The sequence below is a fragment of the Azospirillum tabaci genome (assembly GCF_014596085.1).
Classification (GTDB): Bacteria; Pseudomonadota; Alphaproteobacteria; order Azospirillales; family Azospirillaceae; genus Azospirillum; species Azospirillum tabaci.
Map to the genome: position 1 here is coordinate 14,303 of NZ_JACCJY010000023.1, position 20,215 is coordinate 34,517.

The following is a 20,215-nucleotide window of genomic DNA, read 5'->3' on the forward strand; positions in this document are numbered from 1 at the left end:
AACCTTACACCGGCACCGTTTCGAAGCGCATCGCCATGACCGTCTCCACCATCGATCGACCGGCCGACCGTCAATCCGACCGGCCCGCGGCCTCCGCCGCCCCAGCCATGGATCCGGACCCGAACACGGCGCCTGTCGTGGCGGTGCTGATCCCCTGCTACAACGAGGAGGCGGCCATCGCCGCCGTCGTGCAGGATTTCCGCAAGGCCCTGCCCGACGCGACGGTCTACGTCTACGACAACAACTCGTCCGACCGCACGGTGGAGGTGGCGAGGGCCGCCGGCGCCGTGGTCCGGCACGAGCCGTTGCAGGGCAAGGGCAACGTCATGCGCCGGATGTTCTCCGACATCGAGGCGGACGTCTACGTGCTGGTGGACGGCGACGACACCTACCACGCGCCCTCCGCGCCGCTGATGGTCAAGCGGCTGTGGGAGGACCAGCTCGACATGGTCAACGGCGCCCGCGTCACCGAGATCATCAAGGCCTACCGGCCCGGCCACCGCTTCGGCAACAAGCTGCTGACCGGCATGGTCGCGCTGATCTTCGGCAACCGCATCCATGACATGCTGTCCGGCTACCGCGTCTTCTCGCGGCGCTTCATCAAGTCCTTCCCGGCCCTGGCCAGCGGCTTCGAGACGGAGACGGAGCTGACCGTCCACGCGCTGGAGCTGAACATGCCCATCGCCGAGATCAAGGCGCCCTACAAGGACCGCCCGCCGGGCTCGCACAGCAAGCTGAACACCATCCGCGACGGCATCCGCATCCTGCGCACCATCGTCAATCTGGTGAAGGAGGAGCGCCCCCTGCCCTTCTTCTTCGCCATTTTCGCGGCCCTCGCCGCGGCGTCGGTGATCCTCGCCTGGCCGGTGGTGGCGACCTACCTGCAGACCGGGCTGGTGCCGCGCCTGCCCACCGCCGTGCTGTCCACCGGGCTGATGCTGCTGGGCTTCCTCAGCCTGACCTGTGGGCTGATCCTCGACACGGTCACGCTGGGCCGCCGCGAGGCCAAGCGCATGCGCTACCTGTCCATCCCCGCGCCCGGCGTCCATCCGGCCCGCAAGTCCGCCGGGTCCTGACCATGGGTGATTCCATCGGGACCCTGTCCGCCAGCCGGCTCGGACGGCTGGCCGTGCAGTTCGGCAAGTTCGGCATCGTCGGCGTGATCGGCCTGGTGGTGGACACGGCGGTGGTCTACGCGCTGGTGTTCGGCGTGGGGCTGGAGTTCTTCGCCGCCCGCATCCCCGCCTATCTGGCCGCCGCCACCACGACCTTCGCGCTGAACCGCGCCTTCACCTTCCGCGGAGCCGCCGACGCGCCGCTCTACCGGCAATGGGCGACGTTCCTGGCCGCCAACGCCTTCGGCGGCGTGGTGAACTACGGCGTCTCGGTCGGGCTGGAGGCCGCCCTGCCGCTGGCCGAGGCCCATCCGGTGCTGGCCGTCGCCGCCGGTTCGCTGTCCGGCATGGTGCTGAACTTCGCCGCCTCCAAGCATCTGGTCTTCAAGGGCGCCTGATCCTTGGGCTCCTAAGGCACCCCCTCTCCTTCCGGATAGCGCCGGAAGTCCCATTGTGCGCCGCGGCGGACACCCGAAGTCCATGGAATGGGGCGCATCCAACGGGGATGGCCCCGAAACCGCCCTGCGTTGCAGGAGCCGGGAGGGAGCCATGAACAACAGCGACGTGCTGTGGGCTTGGGTGGCCGGAGTCACCGTGTCCGTAGCCCTGCTGGTTGGGCTGTCCCGCGCGGACGGTCCGCCAAACCATGCTGTGGACGGACATTTCGCGCTGCCGGACATGGCGATGGGGGCGGCGGGCTGGGACTACGAGGCGTGGGAGCGGACCGGCGGAACGCCGCCGCGGCTCGAGTCGGAGGACACGCTCGCCCGGATGCTCGACCTGCTGGAAGGCATCCCCCCCGCATCGGGCGCCACCCTGCCCGACGAGGACACGGCCGACACCGGCGGAGCCGAAACCCAGTGACTCCGTGAACTCTTTGCCAGGGCCACCCCGTGCAGCCATGGACTCCGCGGGCCCGGTCGCCATATAACGGCGGTCATGACGCGCGAATTCCTGAAGATGCACGGGCTCGGCAACGACTTTGTCGTGATCGACGCCCGCAACACGCCGTACACGCCGGCCGAGGCCGAGGTGCGTGCCATCGCCGACCGCAAGACCGGGGTGGGCTGCGACCAGTTCATCGTGATCGAGCCGGCGAAAACGGACGGCACGGCGGGCTTCATGCGCATCCGCAACGCCGACGGCGGCGAGGTGTCGGCCTGCGGCAACGCCTCGCGCTGCGTCGGCTGGCTGCTGATGGAGGAGGCGGGGGCGGAGCGCGTCGCCTTCGAGACCAACGCCGGCATCCTGCGGGCCAGCCGCGCCGACAACGGGCGGATCACCGTGGACATGGGTCCGGCCAATCTGGACTGGGCGCAGATCCCGCTGGCGGAACCGGCGGACACGCTGCGCGTCGACGCGGTGTCGCACGGCGGCTTCGCCGGTCCCACCGCGGTCAGCATGGGCAACCCGCACGCCGTCTTCTTCGTGGACGACGCCGAGGCGGTGCCGCTGGCCGAGGTCGGCCCGGTGTTCGAGAATCACCCGGCCTTCCCCGAGCGCACCAACGTCGAGTTCGCCCAGGTGCTGTCCCCGGGCAGCGTCCGCATGCGCGTGTGGGAGCGCGGGGCCGGCATCACCCAGGCCTGTGGAACCGGCGCCTGCGCCACCGCGGTCGCCGCGATCCGCCGCGGGCTGACCAACCGCAAGGTCGACGTGATCCTGGACGGCGGCACCCTGACCATCGAATGGCTGGAGGACGGCCGCGTCCTGATGACCGGCCCGGTCGCCCTCAGCTACACCGGGCGGCTGTTTGCGGAGTTGGCGGCCACCTGAATGAATGGCCGCCCGTTAGGCTGAAAGAGCATGAGCGACACTGTGACCAACGAGCCGGAGATCGTCACCTTCGGCTGCCGCCTCAACACCTACGAATCCGAGGTGATGCGCACCCACGCCCGCAACGCCGGGCTGGAGGACGTCGTCATCGTCAACACCTGCGCGGTGACCTCGGAAGCGGAACGGCAGGCCCGCCAGACCATCCGCAAGCTGCGCCGCGAGCGCCCGAACGCCCGCATCGTGGTGACCGGCTGCGCCGCCCAGATCGACCCGCAGCGCTACGGCGCCATGCCGGAGGTCGATCAGGTCCTTGGCAACCAGGAGAAGCTCCAGCCGGAAAGCTGGGGCTTGGCCCCGGCGGAGAAGGTGCTGGTCAACGACATCATGTCGGTCAAGGAGACCGCCGGTCACCTGATCGGCGGGTTCGAGGACCGGGCGCGCGCCTTCGTCCAGGTCCAGCAGGGCTGCGACCACCGCTGCACCTTCTGCATCATCCCCTATGGCCGTGGCCCGTCGCGCTCCGTCCCGATCGGCGCGGTGGTGGAGCAGGTGCAGGCGCTGGTGAAGGCCGGTTACAACGAGGTCGTGCTGTCCGGCGTGGACATCACCAGCTTCGGCCCCGACCTGCCGGGCACGCCGACGCTGGGGCAGATGGTGCGCCGCCTGCTCGCCCTGGTGCCGGAACTGCCCCGGCTGCGCCTGTCCTCGCTCGACTGCATCGAGATCGACGACGACCTGTGGCGGCTGATCGAGACGGAGCCGCGGCTGATGCCGCACCTCCACCTCTCGCTCCAGGCCGGTGACGACATGATCCTGAAGCGCATGAAGCGCCGGCACAGCCGCGCCGACGCCATCGCCTTCTGCGAGCGCGTGCGCTCCCTGCGCCCCGACATGGTGTTCGGCGCCGACTTCATCGCCGGCTTCCCCACGGAAACCGACGAGATGTTCGAGAACACGCTGCGGCTGGTCGAGGAATGCGGCCTGACCTGGCTGCACGTCTTCCCCTACAGCCCACGCCCCGGCACCCCCGCCGCCCGCATGCCTCAGGTGGACGGCGGCCTCCGCAAGGAGCGCGCGGCCCGTCTGCGCGCGCTCGGCGCCGAGGCCGAGGCCCGCACGCTGGCCTCCCTCGTCGGGCGCGAGGTCTCGGTGCTGGTCGAGAAGGACGATCTCGGCCGCACCCAGCATTTCGCTGAAATCCGCCTGGGCACGCCCCAGCCCCCCGGCTCCGTCCTGCGCGCCACGGTCACCGGCGTGGCCGGCGGCGCGCTGACCGGCACCCCCCTTTGAGAACAGTGGACACGCCATGATCCTGCGTTGGTTCGGCCGCAAGAAGCCCGAAGAGGAAGCCCGCAAGGACGAGACGACCGCCCCGCTCCCGGAGCCGGTCCCCGCCGAGCCTGCGCCCACTGAGCCGCCCACCCAGGAGGCACCGGTTCCGGAGCCGGTCGCCCAGGAACCGCCGGCCCCCGAGCCGCTGCCGGAACCCGAGCTGCCGCCGCCGCCCGCGGTCGAGACCCCGCCTCCGCCGCCCGTCGCTCCGCCATCCGAACCGGAGGAGCGCGAGGACGCCCCGGAAATCGTCCGCGACGACCTTCCCGCGGCCCTGACGGCCGAGGAGGAGAAGCCCAAGAAGGGCTGGTTCGCCCGGCTGAAGGACGGCCTGTCCAAGTCCTCGTCCAAGCTGACCGAGGGCATCTCCGGCATCTTCACCAAGCGCAAGCTCGACGACGAGGCGCTGGAGGAGTTGGAGGAGCTGCTCATCACCGCCGACCTCGGCCCAACCACGGCGGCCAAGGTGACGGCGGAGCTGGCGCGCACCCGCTTCGGCAAGGAGGTCAGTCCCGAAGAGGTCAAGGCCACGCTGGCCGCCGAGGTGGCGAAGATCGTCGGCCCGGTGGCCAAGCCGCTGGTCATCGACGCCACGCTGAAGCCCCACGTCATCCTGGTGGTCGGCGTCAACGGCACCGGCAAGACGACGACCATCGGCAAGCTGGCCCGTCAGTTCCGCGCCGAGGGCAAGACGGTCATGCTGGCCGCCGGCGACACCTTCCGCGCCGCCGCGGTCAGCCAGTTGAAGATCTGGGGCGAGCGCACCGGCTGCCCGGTGATCGCCCGCGACACCGGGGCCGACGCCGCCGGCCTCGCCTTCGACGCGCTGGAGGAGGCGCGGCGCCAGGGCGTGGACATCCTGCTGATCGACACCGCGGGCCGCCTGCAGAACAAGGCCGGCCTGATGGACGAGCTGCGCAAGATCGTCCGCGTCATCAAGAAGGTGGACGAGAGCGCCCCGCACACCACCCTGCTGACACTGGACGCCACCACCGGCCAGAACGCGCACAATCAGGTGGAGGTGTTCCGCGACATGGTGAACGTCTCCGGCCTGATCCTGACCAAGCTGGACGGGTCGGCGCGCGGCGGTGTACTGGTCTCGCTGGCCGAGCGGTTCAAACTGCCGGTGCACGCCATCGGCATCGGCGAAGGCGTCTACGACCTGCGCCCCTTCGACGCCGACCAGTTCGCCAAGTCTCTGATGGGGCTGCCGTCCCAGTAACGGCGCCCCCCAGCGCGGGCAGGCGGGCGGGCGGAGCGAGAAAGGGGCTTCCGACAGCTTCGCCCAAGCCCTATCTGAAGACTATGACGGCTGCCCAGACCTCCCCCTCCCCCATTCCTCCCGGTCCTGTCGAGCGCTTCAGCGACGCGGACGCCGCCCTGGCCCTCGTCAAGGACCTCTACGACCGCAACACCGCCTATCTGCGCGACCGCTTCGCCGCCTTCACCCGCGGCGAGGACGGCGGACGGCGGGAGCAGGCCCATTACCCCTATGTCCGCCTTTCCACCGCTTCGGCGGCCACGGTGGACACGCGGCTGGCCTACGGCTTCGTCGAAGGGCCGGGCACCTACTCCACGACGCTGACCCGCCCCGACCTGTTCGACCGCTATTACCGCGAACAGCTCTCGCTCCTGCTGCGCAACCACCATGTTCCGCTGGAGGTCGGGGTCAGCGACGAGGCCATCCCCATCCATTTCGCCTTCCCCCAGGGCATGCATGTCGAGGGCGACCTGACGCCGGAGCGGCTGGCCGGCCTGCCCGACCTGTTCGACCTGCCCGACCTCGCCCGCATGGACGACACCATCGTCAACGGCACCTACGAGGAGGCGCTGAACACGGTGAAGCCGCTGGCGCTGTTCACCGCGCCGCGCGTGGATTTCTCGCTGCACCGGCTGCGCCACTACACGGCGACGGCGCCGGAGGATTTCCAGAACTTCGTCCTGTTCACAAACTACCAGTTCTATGTGGACGAGTTCATCCGCATGGCCCGCGAGATCATGGAGCCGGCCTCGGACCCCGAGCTGGCCGCCTACCGCAGCCAGTACGACCGCTTCGTCGAGCCCGGCGGCATCATCGCTCACAACGCCAATCTGGGGGGCAATCCCGGCGAGGCGCCGACGAACGGCGCGCGGCTGCTCCGCCTGCCGCAGATGCCCGCATACCACCTGACCCGCCCGGACGGGAACGGCATCACGCTGGTCAACATCGGCGTCGGCCCGTCCAACGCCAAGACGATCACCGACCACATCGCTGTCCTGCGCCCGCACGCCTGGATCATGCTGGGCCACTGCGCCGGGCTGCGCAGCACGCAGCGGCTGGGCGACTATGTGCTGGCCCACGGCTACGTCCGCGACGACCATGTGCTGGACGCCGACCTGCCGACCTGGGTGCCCGTCCCGGCGCTGGCCGAGGTGCAGCGCGCCCTGGAGACGGCGGTGGAGCGGGTGACCGGCCTGTCCGGCTACGCGCTGAAGAGCATCATGCGCACCGGCACGGTGGCGACCATCGACAACCGCAACTGGGAACTGCGCGACCACCGCGAGCCGCTGATGCGCTTCAGCCAGAGCCGCGCCGTCGCGCTGGACATGGAAAGCGCCACCATCGCCGCCAACGGCTTCCGCTTCCGCGTTCCCTACGGCACGCTGCTCTGCGTCTCCGACAAGCCGATGCACGGCCAGTTGAAGCTGCCGGGGATGGCCGACCGCTTCTACCGTGAGCGGGTGGACCAGCATCTGAAGATCGGCGTGCTGGCCATGGAGCTTCTGCGCGAGCATGGCATGGAAACCCTGCATTCCCGCAAACTCCGCAGCTTTGCCGAGGCCGCCTTCCAGTAAGCCCCCTTCCATGCCGCCGTAACGGTACACCGTTTTGCCTCACCCGAAAGTGCAGGCGCCAAAGGGCGCCCGCGCCTTATCTTAGGGTGCTCGGCAACGAAGGGAATTGGACCATTATGGCCGTGCGTACAGGGTGTGGCATCATCGCCGCCCTCTCATTCGGGCTGGCGGCAGGACCGGTGCTGGCCCAGGACAGTGTTCCAACAACCAACAGTGTTCCAACAACCAACAGCGTTCCGACAACCGACAGCGTCCCAAACGCGGAAGCCGCTCCGGAGGCGAACAGCGCTCCCCGGTCCGGCGCGTCCATCGGCTTCTGGATCGACAACGACCTGTTCGGCGGCGGGACGGACCGTTACTACACGAACGGTTTCCAGTTCTACTACGTCTCCGGCGACCGCCCGAACTACGGCAACATCGACTGGCTGGCCAACCTCGTCCCCTGGATCGGGGAGCATGGGGTGCGGCGCTACGGAATCGCCTTCGGCCAGAACATGTACACCCCCAGCGACATCACCAAGCCGATCCCCGACGCGACCGACCGCCCCTACGCCGGCTGGCTGTACGGGCGCCTGTCGGTGATTTCGGAAGAGACGCGGCAAGTGGACCGCATCGACCTCGACCTCGGCATGGTCGGCCCGGCCTCGCTGGCGGAGCAGACGCAGAAGGCGGTGCACCGCATCGTGCCCGGCGCCCGCTGGCCGGAGGGCTGGGACTACCAGCTCAAGAACGAGCCGGGGATCATCCTCAGCTACGAGCATGTCTGGCGCGCGGAGCGTCCGGCCCGCATCGGCCCCTTCGAGGCGGACCTCAGCCCCCACGTCGCCGGCAGCGTCGGCAACGTCCTGACCTTCGGCGGGGCCGGCGTCACGCTGCGGCTGGGCGGCAACATGGCGCCGCCGGTCGGCGCCCTGATCCTCCGCCCAACCGCAAGCATCCCCTACCAGGACAGCGTGGCCGCGGGCGCGCCACGCCCGCCCTTCTCCTGGTACGTCTATGCCGGGGCCGAGGGACGCGCCGTCGCCCGCAACATCTTCCTGGACGGCAACAGCTTCCGCGACAGCCGGTCGGTGGACAAGAACAACTTCGTCGCCGCCTTCCAGCTCGGCGTGGCGCTGCGCTACGGCCCGTTCGGCATCTCCTACGCCCAGAACTTCCTGTCGCCGGAGTTCGAGGGGCAGAAATCCTACAGCAACTACGGCTCGATCCGCGCCTCCTACCGGTTCTGACCGGGCGCGGGGGCGCTCCCTCGCTTCCCTCTTTATCCCAGGCCCGGTTCGGTCTATGTGAGGATCATGAACCAATACGCCCGACTGCTGATCGAAGCCGGCCCGCTGGCGGCCTTCTTCATCGCCAATTCCCAGGCCGGCATCATGATCGGCACCGCCGTGTTCATGGTGGCGACCAGCATCTCCGTCCTGGTCTCCTGGCGGTTCGAACGCAAGGTGCCGGTGATGCCGGTGGTCGGGGCGGGCTTCGTCCTGCTGTTCGGCGGGCTGACCCTTTGGCTTCAGGACGACCTGTTCATCAAGATCAAGCCGACGCTGGTCAACCTGCTGTTCGCCACGGTCCTGTTCGCGGCGCACCTGACGCGGCGCAACGTGCTGAAGCATGTCCTGGGGTCGGTCCTGAACCTGTCCGACGCGGGGTGGCGCACGCTGGCGATCCGCTGGGCGTGGTTCTTCCTGCTGCTGGCCGCGCTGAACGAGGTGGTGTGGCGCACCATGACCACCGACGCCTGGGTGAACTTCAAGGTGTTCGGCATCATGCCGCTGACCCTGCTGTTCAGCGCCCTTCAGGCCCCGCTGATCCTGCGCCATCAGGTGCCGGAGGAGCAGCCGGCCGAGAAGTCCTCGTCCTCCGCCTCCTGACCGTCCCCCCTTTTCCCTGACGGAGCGTCTCCACCATGTCCCAGGATTACCCGCGCGACCTGATCGGCTACGGGTCCCGTCCGCCGCACGCCAACTGGCCGGGCGGGGCGCGGGTGGCGGTGCAGTTCGTCATCAACTACGAGGAGGGCGGGGAGAACTGCGTCCTGCACGGCGACGCCGCGTCGGAAGCCTTCCTGTCGGAGATCGTCGGCGCCCAACCCATCGTGGGCATGCGGCACATGAACATGGAGTCGATCTACGAGTACGGGTCCCGCGCCGGCTTCTGGCGGCTGCACCGGATGTTCACCGAGCGCGGCCTGCCGGTGACCGTCTATGGCGTCGCCATGGCGCTGGAGCGCAACCCGGACGCCGTCCGCGCCATGCTGGACGCCAATTGGGAGATCGCCACCCACGGCTACCGCTGGATCGACTACCAGCATCTGCCGGAGGAGGTGGAGCGCGAGCACATGCTGCGCGCCATCGAGGTCCACACCCGCGTCACCGGCTCCCGCCCGCTCGGTTGGTATCTCGGGCGATGCAGCCCCAACACCTGGAAGCTGGTGTCGGAGGAGGGCGGCTTCCTCTACAACGCCGACAGCTACGCCGACGACCTTCCCTATTGGGACCACCGCTTCGGGCGGCCGCAGCTGATCGTGCCCTACACGCTCGACGCCAACGACATGCGCTTCGCCACCAACCAGGGCTTCAACACCGGAGAGCAGTTCTTCACCTACCTGAAGGACAGCTTCGACATGCTCTACGCCGAAGGCGAAGACCGGCCGAAGATGATGTCGGTCGGGCTGCATTGCCGTCTGGTCGGGCGCCCGGGGCGCGCCGCGGCGCTGGCCCGCTTCCTCGATTATGTGCGGGGTCACGACAAGGCGTGGGTCGCCACCCGGCTGGACATCGCCCGCCATTGGATGGCCGAACACCCCTACCGGCCGGCGGCCTGAGCCGGGAAAGGGCGTCCCGGGCGCGCTCCCGGCCCAACTTTCTCACGCCAGTTCGTCGCATCGGCGTTTGAACCAACGTCGAAATACAGTAGAAGATCTTTGGATCGTGGCGCGGCCCTTCGGAGCCGCGTTCCCGTGACTGCCGATTCCTTGCGATCTTCAACTGGGTGCGCACGCCGCCGTGACGTTCAAGGATGAGATGAAGGCCGCCGGTCAGACCGCGGAACACAAGGCTCCCCCCATGGCGGATGCTCTTGCCGGCGATGCCCCCGTTGGCAATGCCGGGGAGCCCAGGGACGACATCGCCCGCCTCCTGCGCGCCCTCAACGACGACCTGAAGGCCGATCCGGCGGACGACGACGATCTCCTGTCTCCCGACGCCGGGCGGAAGGCGGAGCGGCATCTGCCCATCGGCAAGATCGCCGCGGCGCTCGCCGCCGCCATCGGCATCGGTGCGGTCGTCGTGATGCTGGACCAGGGCGGTGACGCACCGTCCGCTCCCCCCGCCCCGCTCATCACCGCTGTCCCCAGCGCCCCGGCCCCTGGCGGCGCCTCGCCCAGCGCCACCACCCCGGCCCAAGCCCAAGCCAAGCCGGAACCGCTCATCACCCGCGCGGCCCCCGCCCCCGCACCGGCCCAACCGACGCCGGCCCAACCGACGCTGGCCCAGCCGCAGCCGCCCATGCAGACGCAAACCGTCGTCGCTCCGGCCGCACCGGCTCCCGCCGTGGCCACACCGCCCATGGCGCTGCCGCAGATCCCGCCGCCCGCGCTGAAGGTGCCGGAACCGCCGGCCCTGGCGTCGCCCACCCCCGCCATCACCAAGCCGGCCGACCCCGCGCCGCACCCCGTGGAAACGGCGGAGAACGCGAAGGCCCCGACGCATGCGCCGGCGTCGACCCTGACGGCGCCCCCGGCCGAGCCCGCCAAGGCTCCGCCCCCCGCGAAGGCTACGGAAACGGCGGAGCTTCAGGCCATGCTGTCGGCCCCGCCCCCGCCGGGCACGGCCCAGCGCCCGGCCGCCGCGGCCCGCCCGGCGCCGCAGCCCGCCAAGCCGGCGCCCAAGACCGTCTCCACACCCCCCACCGCCACGGCCCCGTCGTCGGGCGTGCTGACGCCCCCGCCGTCCGCCATCGCTTCGGACGGGCGGTACGCCGTGCAGGTCGGGTCCTTCCAGCAGGCCGACAACGCCGAAGGGCTGGTCCGCCGCCTGCGCGGCCTGGGCTTCAACGCCTACGCGCTGGACTGGACGGACGCCGAGCAGCGGTCCTGGCACGTCGTCCGCGTCGGCGGCTATGCCGACACCGCCGCCGCCCGTCAGGCCGCCGCGTCGCTGAAGGGCAAGGTGGAAGCGCAGCCCATCGTCGTCTCGACGCGCTGACCGCAGGCAACGGCGGCACCGCGACAAACTGTCGCTCCCCTCTATTCCGCTTCTTTCCTTTGGAAAAGCCCGTCCGCAATTTCGGTATTGCGGGCGGGCTTCATCTTGATCTGTCCTTCTCCTTGCCGCTAACATGGGATTGAACAGGCACGCATATTAGAACAAGCGCAGCCGCAAGAAGCCGGCGCATCAGACCGGCGAACCGGAGGAAACCCTGGTATGAAGCCGACGATCCTGGTCGCCGACGATGAGCCCAGCATCGTCCTCTCCCTGCAGGTCCTGTTGCAGAAGGCGGGCTTTGCCGTGCGCATCGCCCGCAATGGTGAGGAAGCCCTTGAATCGGTTGCGGAAAGCACGCCCGACCTGATCCTGCTGGACGCCATGATGCCGCGGCGCGACGGGTTCGACGTCTGCCAGTCGCTGCGCGCCAACCCCGCCTACCAGGCCCTGCCCATCATCATGCTGACGGCCAAGAGCCGCGACGTGGAGCGGCAGAAGGGCATGGCGCTGGGCGCCACCGACTACATCACCAAGCCCTTCTCGACCCGCGACCTCGTCACCACCGTCCGCAAATACCTGAACCCCGAAAGCAACCAGGGCGGAGCCGCGGAGCCTCAGCCATGAGCGCCCCGGCGACCACCGGAAGTGCCGGAACCGCCGCTCCGGCAACCACTCCGGCGGAACCGCGCCGGATCATCCCCCTGGCCTTCCGCGCCGCCGGCATCGGCCTGCCCCTGTTGTCGGTGGGGGCCGCGGTCGGCTTCAGCGCGAACGGCGACCCGAACGCCTTCGTCACCTACGCCGTCACCATGACCGCCGCCGTCACCGCCGGGGTCTGGGGCCTGTGGGGGCTGGTCGACCGGCGGCTGCTGCGCGCCTCGGAAACGCTGAGCCGCGAGGCCGGGCTGATCGCCCATGGCGCGGCCGACGGCAAGGCCGGCGCGCGCATCCCGCTGGCGCGCTACGGCGATCTCGCCCCGGTGGCCAAGGCGGTCAACGAGCTGTCGGACAAGCTGGCCGCCGCCCGCCGCGACACCGCGCGCACCGTTGCGGAGTCGACCGCCAAGGCGGAGGAGCAGAAGACGCGGCTGGCCGCCGTCCTGCGCGACCTGCACGAAGGCGTCCTGGTCTGCAACCTGAAGCACCAGATCCTTCTCTACAACCAGACGGCGCTCGACATCCTGCATCTGGCCGGCGACCTCGGGCTGGGCCGCTCCCTGCTGCATTTCGTGGTGGCGGAGCCGGTCATCCACACGCTGGAGCGGCTGACCCTGCGCGTGCGCGAGGGGCGGCACGTCAACCACGAGCACGGCACCACCGCCCAGTTCGTCGGCGCCACCACGGACGGCCGCATTCTCCTGGCCGGGCGCATGAGCGCCATCCTGCAGGACCCGCCGGAGGGCTCGGACGAGTCGCCGGCCATCACCGGGTACGTTATCACGCTGTCGGACGCGACCAGTGAGCTGGCCGCGCTCGGCCAGCGCGACGCCCTGCTGCGCGAGGCGACGGAGGGCTTCTGCGCCCCCATCGCCAACCTGCGCGCCGTGCTGGAGACGCTGGACGACACGCCGGAGCTGGGGCCGGAGGAGCGCGCCGCCTTCCAGGCCGCGCTGATGGACTCCTCCAACACCCTGTCGGAGCGGCTGGCCCGCGTCACCAACGCGTACCGCAGCGTCGTCACCGGCTCCTGGCCGATGAGCGACATCCACTCCACCAACCTCATCAACCTGATCCGCCATCGGGTGGGGCCGGAGGCGCAGTACGGCGTGACCCTGACCGGCCTGCCGCAATGGGTGCACGGCGACAGCTACAGCCTCGTCATCCTGTTCGGCTACCTGATCGAATACGTCTACGCGCTGACCGGGGTTCCCGCCTACGACCTGTCGGTGGAGGCCGGGGACAGCTGGGTCTATCTGGACATCACATGGCGCGGCCCGTCGGTGCCCAGCGGCATCGTGGACAGCTGGCTCGACCACCCGCTGCCCGACGCGCTGGGCGGGCTGACGGTCGGCGACGTGCTCCAGCACCACAAGAGCACGATGTGGAGCGAGCCGGTGAAGGGGCCGGGATCGGAAGGCGAGCTGCTGTCGCGCCTGCGCGTGCCGCTGCCGCCCGCGCTGAAGCCGCCCTCCGCCCACACGACGGCGCGCGGCGGGGCGCGGCCGGAATTCTTCGACTTCAACCTGCTGCACCAGCCGCTGGCGACCAGCGAGCTTGGCCGCACGCCGCTCGACCAGCTCCATTACGTGGTCTTCGACACCGAGACGACGGGCCTCTCCCCCAGCACCGGCGACGAGATCATCCAGATCGCCGCCGTGCGCGTCGTCGGCGGGCGCATCCTGACCGGCGAGACCTTCAACACGCTGGTCAACCCAAAGCGGACCATCCCGCCGGAATCGATTCCCTTCCACGGCATCACCGACGCAATGGTGGCCGACAAGCCGACCATCGACAAGGTGCTGCCGCAGTTCCGCAATTTCGTATCGGGTGCGGTGCTGATCGCCCACAATGCCGCCTTCGACCTGAAATTCCTGAAGATGAAGGAACGGGCGTCGGGCGTGCGGTTCGACAGCCCGGTTCTCGACACCATGCTGCTGTCGCGGATGCTGCTCGGCGAGGGCGGCGACCACACGCTGGACGGCATCGCCGAACGGCTGGGGATCGAGGTGGTGGACCGGCACACGGCGCTGGGCGACAGCCTCGTCACCGCCGCGGTCTTCCTGCGCATGGTCGAGATGCTCAAGGAACGGGACGTCCGCACGCTCGACGACGCCATCCGCGGCGCCAACATCATCGTCGAGCTGGCGGCGCGGGAGCGCGCCTTTTGACCGGGGGACCCGCCCCGCAACCCGCAACCCCGCCCTCTGCGCCCCCTCCACCGCGCCGGGCGGGCGCCGACCGCCTGATCGCGCTGTTCCTGTTCGGCGTCGTCGCCTTCAACCCGCCGCTGCTGCGCGTCTTCGGCGCCGGGGACACGCTGTTCGGCCTGCCCCTGCTGTACGTGTACGCCCTGGGGGTGTGGGGCGGGGTGATCGCGCTGTCGGCGGTGCTTCTGGAACGCAGGGGGCGTTGACATGCCCTGGCCCACCATCGTCGCCGCCAGCTTCGCCTACCTGCTCCTCCTCTTCGCCATCGCCTGGTGGGCGGACCGGCGGGCGGACGCCGGGCGCAGCGTCATCGCCTCGCCGTACGTGTACGCGCTGTCGCTGGCGGTCTACTGCACCACCTGGACCTTCTACGGCTCGGTCGGGCGGGCGGCGTCGCTGGGCATCGGCTTCCTGCCGATCTATCTCGGGCCGACCCTGCTGATGCTCCTGGGGCCGCTGGTGCTGCGCAAGATCCTGCGCATCGCCAAGGCGCAGCGCATCACCTCCATCGCCGACTTCATCGCCTCCCGCTACGGGCGCAGCCAGGGGCTGGGCGGGCTGGTGGCGCTGACCGCGGTGATCGGGGTGACGCCCTACATCGCCTTGCAGCTCAAGGCCGTGGCGGTCAGCTTCGACGTGCTGTGGGGGACCGACCCCTCCGGCGCCACCGGCGGCCTGTCCCTGCCCGTCGTCCTGGACAACGCCTTCTACGTTGCGGTCGTCATGGCGGCCTTCGCCATCATCTTCGGCACGCGCCACATCGACGCGGCGGAGCATCACGAAGGCATGGTGGCGGCCATCGCCTTCGAATCCGTGGTCAAGCTGGTGGCCTTCCTGGCGGTCGGCGCGGTGGTGGTCTGGGGGCTGCACGACGGTCCGGCCGAACTGTTCGCCAAAGCCGCGGAGCATCCGCAGATCCGCAACCTTTTCACGTCCGCCCCGGCGCTGGCGGACGGGTCTTGGCTGACCATGACGCTGCTGTCGATGGCGGCGGTGCTGTGCCTGCCTCGCCAGTTCCAGATGACGGTGATCGAGAATGTGGACGAGCGGCACCTGACCCGCGCCTTGTGGCTGTTCCCTCTCTACATGCTGCTGATCAACCTGTTCGTGTTGCCGGTGGCGGTGGCCGGGCTGATGCGCTTTCCCGACCGGGCGGTGGACCCGGACATGTTCGTGGTGGCACTGCCGCTGGCCGCCGGGGAGGACTGGCTGGCGCTGCTGGCCTTCATCGGCGGGCTGTCGGCGGCCACCGGCATGATCGTGGTCGAGGCCATCGCCCTGTCCACCATGGTGTGCAACGACATCGTGATGCCGCTGCTGCTGCGCGCCCGCAGCGCCCGGCTGGAGCGGCTGCACGACCTGTCGCCGCTGCTGCTGACCATCCGGCGCGCCGCCATCCTGGCGATCCTGCTGCTCGGCTACCTGTATTTCCGCATCGCCGGCTCGGCCTATGCGCTGAGCGCCATCGGCCTGATCTCCTTCACGGCGGTGGCGCAGTTCGCCCCGGCGCTGATCGGCGGCGTCTATTGGGCGGGGGCGACCCGGCGCGGCGCGCTGGCTGGCCTCAGCGCCGGCATCCTGACCTGGGCCTACACGCTGCTGCTGCCCAGCTTCGCGCGGTCCGGCTGGCTGCCCGCCGCCTTCATCGACCAGGGGCCGTGGGGCGTCGCCCTGCTGCGGCCCTACGCCCTGTTCGGGCTGGACGGCATGGACCCGCTGACCCACGCGCTGTTCTGGAGCATGCTGCTCAACATCGGCCTCTACGTCGTGGTCTCCCTGCTCGACCGGCCGGGCCTGGGCGAGCGGGCGCAGGCCACCGCCTTCGTGGAGGTGTTCCAGCACCGCGACACCCCACTGCCCGCCGACGCGTGGCGCGGCACCGCCACGGTCGGCGACCTGCAACGGATCGTCGCGCGCTTCCTCGGCCCGCAGCGGGCGGAGGCCGCCTTCGCCCAGCATGTCCGCCGCAACGGGCCGCTGGAGCCGGACCGCCGGGCCGGGGCGGAGCTTGTGCGCTTCGCCGAGCGGCTGCTCGCCGGGGCGATCGGCGCCGCCTCCGCGCGGGTGGCGCTCGCCTCCGCGGTGGAGGGCGGCGAGGTCAGCTACCCCGAGCTGATGCGGATGCTGGATGAGACCAGCCACGTCATCGAGTACAGCCGCCAGCTCGAACACAGGACGGCGGAGCTGCAGCGCGCGTCGGCCGCGCTGCGCGCCGCCAACGAGCGGCTGAAGGAGCTGGACCGGCTGAAGGACGAGTTCCTGTCCACCGTGACGCACGAGCTGCGCACGCCGCTGACCTCCATCCGCGCCCTGACCGAGGTGCTGCACGACAACCCCGACATCGAGCTCGAGCAGCGGCAGGAGTTCCTCGGCCTCGTCATCACCGAGAGCGAGCGTCTGACCCGCCTCATCAATCAGGTTCTCGATATGGCGAAGATCGAGGCCGGGGAGATCGACTGGCAGGTCCGCCCGATGGATCTGGGGGCCGCCTTGGAGCAGGCGGCGGCGGCCACCGCCCGGCTGTTCCACGAGCGCGGCATCGCGCTGGCCGTCGCCATCCCGCACGGCCTGCCGCCGGTGCGCGGCGACCACGACCGGCTGGTGCAGGTGGCGGTGAACCTGCTGTCCAACGCCGCGAAATTCACCCCGGCGGGCGGGCAGGCCTCGCTGTCCGTGGTGGCGGAAGGCGACCACCTGCGCGTGTCCGTCACCGACAGCGGTCCCGGCATCGCCGCGGAGCATCAGGCCATCGTCTTCGACCGCTTCCGGCAGGTCGGCGACACCATGACCGACAAGCCGCAGGGCACCGGGCTGGGGCTGGCCATCTGCAAGCGCATCGTCGAGCATCTCGGCGGCCGCATCTGGGTGGACAGCGCCCCCGGCAAGGGCGCCACCTTCGCCTTCACCGTTCCACTGGCGGGAACAGGTGCGGCAGGAACAGGCGGGGCCGCCGTGTCACAAAACGATCAAACCGCGAAAGAACCAGACCGCACAGCTGGAACGCGCTCCGGTTGACACAGGTCAGTCCAGTTGCCTTAACGAATCCTTATACGTGTTTCAGGCAGGTTTTTTACCAAATGCTGGACATGAACAGTCTCCCGGACGGGGCGTTGCCCGGTCGGGTTGCAAGGAGACGGGCGGTGACTTTGATCAAGTGGAGCGACGAGGGGGGAACGGTGCGGCTGGGCCTGCCCAGCGACCTCGACCTCGCCATGGCGCAGCCCCTGCTGGACAGCCTGCGCGCCGGCTTCGCCGCCTCCGGAACCGTCGTCGCCGAAGCCGGGGCCGTGGAGCGGGTCAGCACCGCCTGCGTCCAGGCGCTCGTGGTCGCCTCCCGGCACGCCGCCGAACAGAACCGTACGTTCGCCATCGCCCAGCCGTCCGAGGTCCTGGCGGAAGCCTGTGAGGATCTGGGACTGGACGGCTGGTTGAAGCAATGGAGCCAAGCGTGAAGAAGAAGGTACTCACCGTCGACGATTCGCGGACCATGCGGGACATGGTCTCCTTCACGCTGAAGGGCGCCGGCTACGACGTGGTCGAGGCCGCCGACGGCCAGCAGGCGCTGGGCGTCATCGGCGCCAACAAGGTGGACCTTGTCATCACCGACCTGAACATGCCGGTGATGGACGGGCTGACCCTGATCCGCCGCCTGCGCGCCACCCCGGCGCACCGCACGCTGCCCATCCTGATGCTGACCACCGAGGCCGACGAGAAGAAGAAGTCCGAAGGCCGGGCGGTGGGGGCGACCGGCTGGATCGTGAAGCCCTTCAACCCGGAGAAGCTGATCTCCGTCGTGCAGAAGGTGTGCGGCTGACGCCGCGTCCTGGCTTGTGAGGGGGCGCCCGTGGAAGACCTGAGCCGGTTCAAGCAAACCTATTTCGACGAAAGCGCGGAGCTGCTGGAGGTCGCCGAGGCCGGCCTGCTGCGGCTGACACCGGGCGAGGTCGATTCCGACGAGGTCAACGCCATCTTCCGCGCCGTCCATTCCATCAAGGGCGGCGGCGGCGCCTTCGGCTTCACCGAGCTGGTCGCCTTCGCGCACGAGTTCGAGACGGTGATGGACGGGGTGCGCAACAACACCGTCCCCGTCACGACCGAGCTGGTGGACACGCTGATCCGCGCCAACGACTTGCTGGGCCAGATGCTGGCCTACGCGCGGGAGGGCGACCCCGCCCCGGCGGGGACCACCGACGGCACAGTGGCTGCGCTGCGCCGCCATCTGTCGGGCGGTGCTCCGCAAGCTCAGGCTCCGGCGCCAGTTCCCTCCGCACCGGCACCCGCCCCTGTCTACGCCGACGACGAGGACGACGAGGCCGGCCTGTTCGGCGACGCCATGGCCGCCATCGCCGCCGCCCGTGCGGAAGAGGACCCGGTTCCCCCCGGCAAGCTGCGCTGGACCATCGTCTTCCGGCCGCGGTCCGACCTGCTGATGTCGGGCAACGAGCCGGCCTTCATGCTGCGCGCTCTGCGCCGGCTGGGCGACGCCACCGTCGAATGCCACACCGACGCCCTGCCCACCCTGCAGAACCTGGAGGCGGAGCTTCTCCACCTCTCCTGGACGGTCACGCTGATCGCCGACGCGGACGTCGATCTGGACAAGATCAACGACGTCTTCGAGTTCGTGGCCGACGACTGCGACATCCGCATCACCGCGGAGGCCCCGCCGCCCGTCTCCTCCGGGACGTCCCCCGTCACCGATCCGGTGCCCGTCGCCGCTGCGGCCCCGCCGGCGGTGGCTGTTGCGACCCCCGAAGCGCCCCCCAAAACGCCAGGGGCCGACGCTCCGAAAGCCGAGGCCGCCCGCCCGCGCCCCAACGGCGGCGGGGCGGAGCATGCCGGGCTGACCAGCCACACCATCCGCGTCGATCTCGACAAGATCGACCGGCTGGTCAACATGGTCGGCGAGATGGTCATCACCCAGGCGATGATCGCCGAGCATGTGCGCGAGCTGCCCCCCGGCGAGTTCCAGGAGCTTCTGGAAGGGCTGGAGCAGCTGGCCCAGCACACCCGCGAGCTGCGCGAAAGCGTGATGTCGATCCGCGCCCAGCCGGTGTCGAGCGTCTTCTCCCGCATGCCGCGGCTGGTCCGCGAATGCGCCGCCACGACCGGCAAGGAGGTCCAGCTCGTCACCAGCGGCGAGACGACCGAGGTGGACAAGACGGTGGTGGAGAACCTCGTCGATCCGCTGACCCACATGATCCGCAACTCCATCGACCACGGGCTGGAGGGGCCGGAGGAGCGGGAGCGCGTCGGCAAGCCGCGCGCCGGCACCGTGCATCTGTCGGCGCAGCACCGCTCGGGCCGCATCGTCATCGAGATCACCGACAACGGACGCGGCATCAACCGGCCCAAGGTGCTGTCCAAGGCCATCGAGAAGGGGCTCGTCCAGCCGGGCGCCACCCTGTCGGACGAGGAGATCGACAACCTGATCTTCTTGCCCGGCTTCTCCACCGCCGATCAGGTGTCCAACCTGTCGGGCCGCGGCGTCGGCATGGACGTGGTGCGGCGGAACATCACCTCGCTCGGCGGGCGCATCGGCGTCTACTCCACGCCGGGCGAGGGCTCGCGCTTCGTGCTGTCGCTGCCGCTGACCCTGGCGGTGCTCGACGGCATGGTGATCTCGGTCGGCGAGGAGCGCTTCGTCCTGCCGCTGACCAACATCGTGGAGAGCCTGCGCCCCAAGGCGGCGGACCTGCACGGGCTGGTCGGCAAGTGCGACGTGATGATGGCCCGCGGCGAGTATGTGCGGCTGGTCTACCTGCACCAGCTGTTCGGCATTCCCGGCGCCGTCGCCGACCCCACCCGCGCGCTGGTCGTGCTGGTGGAGACGGAGGACGGCGCCCGCCTCGGCCTCGTCGTGGACGAGGTGCTGGGCCAGCAGCAGGTCGTCATCAAGAGCCTGGAAGCGAACTTCCGCCGCCTCGACGGCGTGGCCGCCGCGACCATCCTGGGCGACGGTCGCGTCGCCCTGATCCTGGACGTCGCCGGCCTGCGCGAGATGAGCCGGCACATGGATTCCAGGGCGCCGCGTCCGCCGTCTTCGCCGGTGGCCGCGCTGCCCGCACCCGCACTCGAACCGGTCTGA

18 protein-coding genes are annotated in these 20,215 nt (G+C 69.8%); all 18 read left to right on the forward strand.

From position 1 onward, the window contains the following. The first annotated feature begins 35 nt into the window (after positions 1 to 35). The 18 genes from H0B54_RS19820 to H0B54_RS19905 all read left to right on the forward strand — a co-directional run bounded on the left by H0B54_RS19820 (position 36) and on the right by H0B54_RS19905 (position 20,215). Positions 36 to 1,076, forward strand: coding sequence for a glycosyltransferase family 2 protein (locus tag H0B54_RS19820; RefSeq protein WP_425490058.1), 1,041 nt, complete (start codon positions 36 to 38; stop codon positions 1,074 to 1,076). Between the two features lie 2 nt (positions 1,077 to 1,078). Beyond that, on the forward strand, positions 1,079 to 1,513 hold the full coding sequence (locus H0B54_RS19825) for a GtrA family protein (RefSeq protein WP_188261763.1): 435 nt from the start codon (positions 1,079 to 1,081) through the stop codon (positions 1,511 to 1,513). A 151-nt stretch (positions 1,514 to 1,664) separates the two neighbouring features. After that, a complete protein-coding gene (locus H0B54_RS19830) occupies positions 1,665 to 1,979 on the forward strand; it encodes a hypothetical protein (RefSeq protein WP_094305144.1) in 315 nt (104 codons plus the stop codon). A 75-nt stretch (positions 1,980 to 2,054) separates the two neighbouring features. Further along, positions 2,055 to 2,891, forward strand: coding sequence for a diaminopimelate epimerase (gene dapF / locus H0B54_RS19835; protein WP_188261764.1), 837 nt, complete (start codon positions 2,055 to 2,057; stop codon positions 2,889 to 2,891). Between the two features lie 30 nt (positions 2,892 to 2,921). Next, positions 2,922 to 4,181, forward strand: coding sequence for a tRNA (N(6)-L-threonylcarbamoyladenosine(37)-C(2))-methylthiotransferase MtaB (mtaB, locus tag H0B54_RS19840; protein WP_188261765.1), 1,260 nt, complete (start codon positions 2,922 to 2,924; stop codon positions 4,179 to 4,181). 16 nt (positions 4,182 to 4,197) lie between these two features. After that, complete coding sequence (ftsY, locus tag H0B54_RS19845; protein ID WP_188261766.1) at positions 4,198 to 5,445, forward strand: signal recognition particle-docking protein FtsY; 1,248 nt, start codon at positions 4,198 to 4,200, stop codon at positions 5,443 to 5,445. 83 nt (positions 5,446 to 5,528) lie between these two features. Further along, positions 5,529 to 7,058, forward strand: coding sequence for an AMP nucleosidase (locus H0B54_RS19850; protein ID WP_188261767.1), 1,530 nt, complete (start codon positions 5,529 to 5,531; stop codon positions 7,056 to 7,058). Between the two features lie 116 nt (positions 7,059 to 7,174). Then, positions 7,175 to 8,287 carry a lipid A deacylase LpxR family protein gene (locus H0B54_RS19855; RefSeq protein WP_188261768.1) on the forward strand — a complete coding sequence of 371 codons (1,113 nt, stop codon included), beginning with the start codon at positions 7,175 to 7,177 and terminating at the stop codon, positions 8,285 to 8,287. 66 nt (positions 8,288 to 8,353) lie between these two features. Next, positions 8,354 to 8,929, forward strand: coding sequence for a septation protein A (locus tag H0B54_RS19860; RefSeq protein ID WP_094305149.1), 576 nt, complete (start codon positions 8,354 to 8,356; stop codon positions 8,927 to 8,929). A 35-nt stretch (positions 8,930 to 8,964) separates the two neighbouring features. After that, on the forward strand, positions 8,965 to 9,882 hold the full coding sequence (gene puuE, locus H0B54_RS19865) for an allantoinase PuuE (protein ID WP_188261769.1): 918 nt from the start codon (positions 8,965 to 8,967) through the stop codon (positions 9,880 to 9,882). A gap of 241 nt (positions 9,883 to 10,123) precedes the next feature. After that, positions 10,124 to 11,263, forward strand: coding sequence for an SPOR domain-containing protein (locus H0B54_RS19870; RefSeq protein ID WP_211109461.1), 1,140 nt, complete (start codon positions 10,124 to 10,126; stop codon positions 11,261 to 11,263). Positions 11,264 to 11,482: 219 nt separating this feature from the next. After that, entirely contained in the window at positions 11,483 to 11,887 is a 405-nt protein-coding gene (locus H0B54_RS19875) for a response regulator transcription factor (RefSeq protein WP_188261771.1), read from the forward strand. Then, positions 11,884 to 14,091 (forward strand): 3'-5' exonuclease, encoded by a 2,208-nt coding sequence (locus H0B54_RS19880; protein ID WP_188261772.1) that lies wholly within the window; start codon positions 11,884 to 11,886, stop codon positions 14,089 to 14,091. The genes H0B54_RS19875 and H0B54_RS19880 overlap by 4 nt, the downstream gene beginning before the upstream one ends. Further along, on the forward strand, positions 14,088 to 14,336 hold the full coding sequence (locus tag H0B54_RS19885; RefSeq protein ID WP_094305154.1) for a hypothetical protein: 249 nt from the start codon (positions 14,088 to 14,090) through the stop codon (positions 14,334 to 14,336). The genes H0B54_RS19880 and H0B54_RS19885 overlap by 4 nt, the downstream gene beginning before the upstream one ends. Position 14,337: 1 nt before the next feature. Then, positions 14,338 to 17,145, forward strand: a complete 2,808-nt coding sequence (locus H0B54_RS19890) for a sensor histidine kinase (protein WP_188261773.1) — start codon at positions 14,338 to 14,340, stop codon at positions 17,143 to 17,145. Between the two features lie 125 nt (positions 17,146 to 17,270). Then, complete coding sequence (locus tag H0B54_RS19895) at positions 17,271 to 17,582, forward strand: STAS domain-containing protein (RefSeq protein WP_094305156.1); 312 nt, start codon at positions 17,271 to 17,273, stop codon at positions 17,580 to 17,582. Next, positions 17,567 to 17,944, forward strand: coding sequence for a response regulator (locus H0B54_RS19900; protein ID WP_014241666.1), 378 nt, complete (start codon positions 17,567 to 17,569; stop codon positions 17,942 to 17,944). The genes H0B54_RS19895 and H0B54_RS19900 overlap by 16 nt, the downstream gene beginning before the upstream one ends. Positions 17,945 to 17,974: 30 nt before the next feature. Then, complete coding sequence (locus H0B54_RS19905) at positions 17,975 to 20,215, forward strand: chemotaxis protein CheW (protein WP_188261774.1); 2,241 nt, start codon at positions 17,975 to 17,977, stop codon at positions 20,213 to 20,215.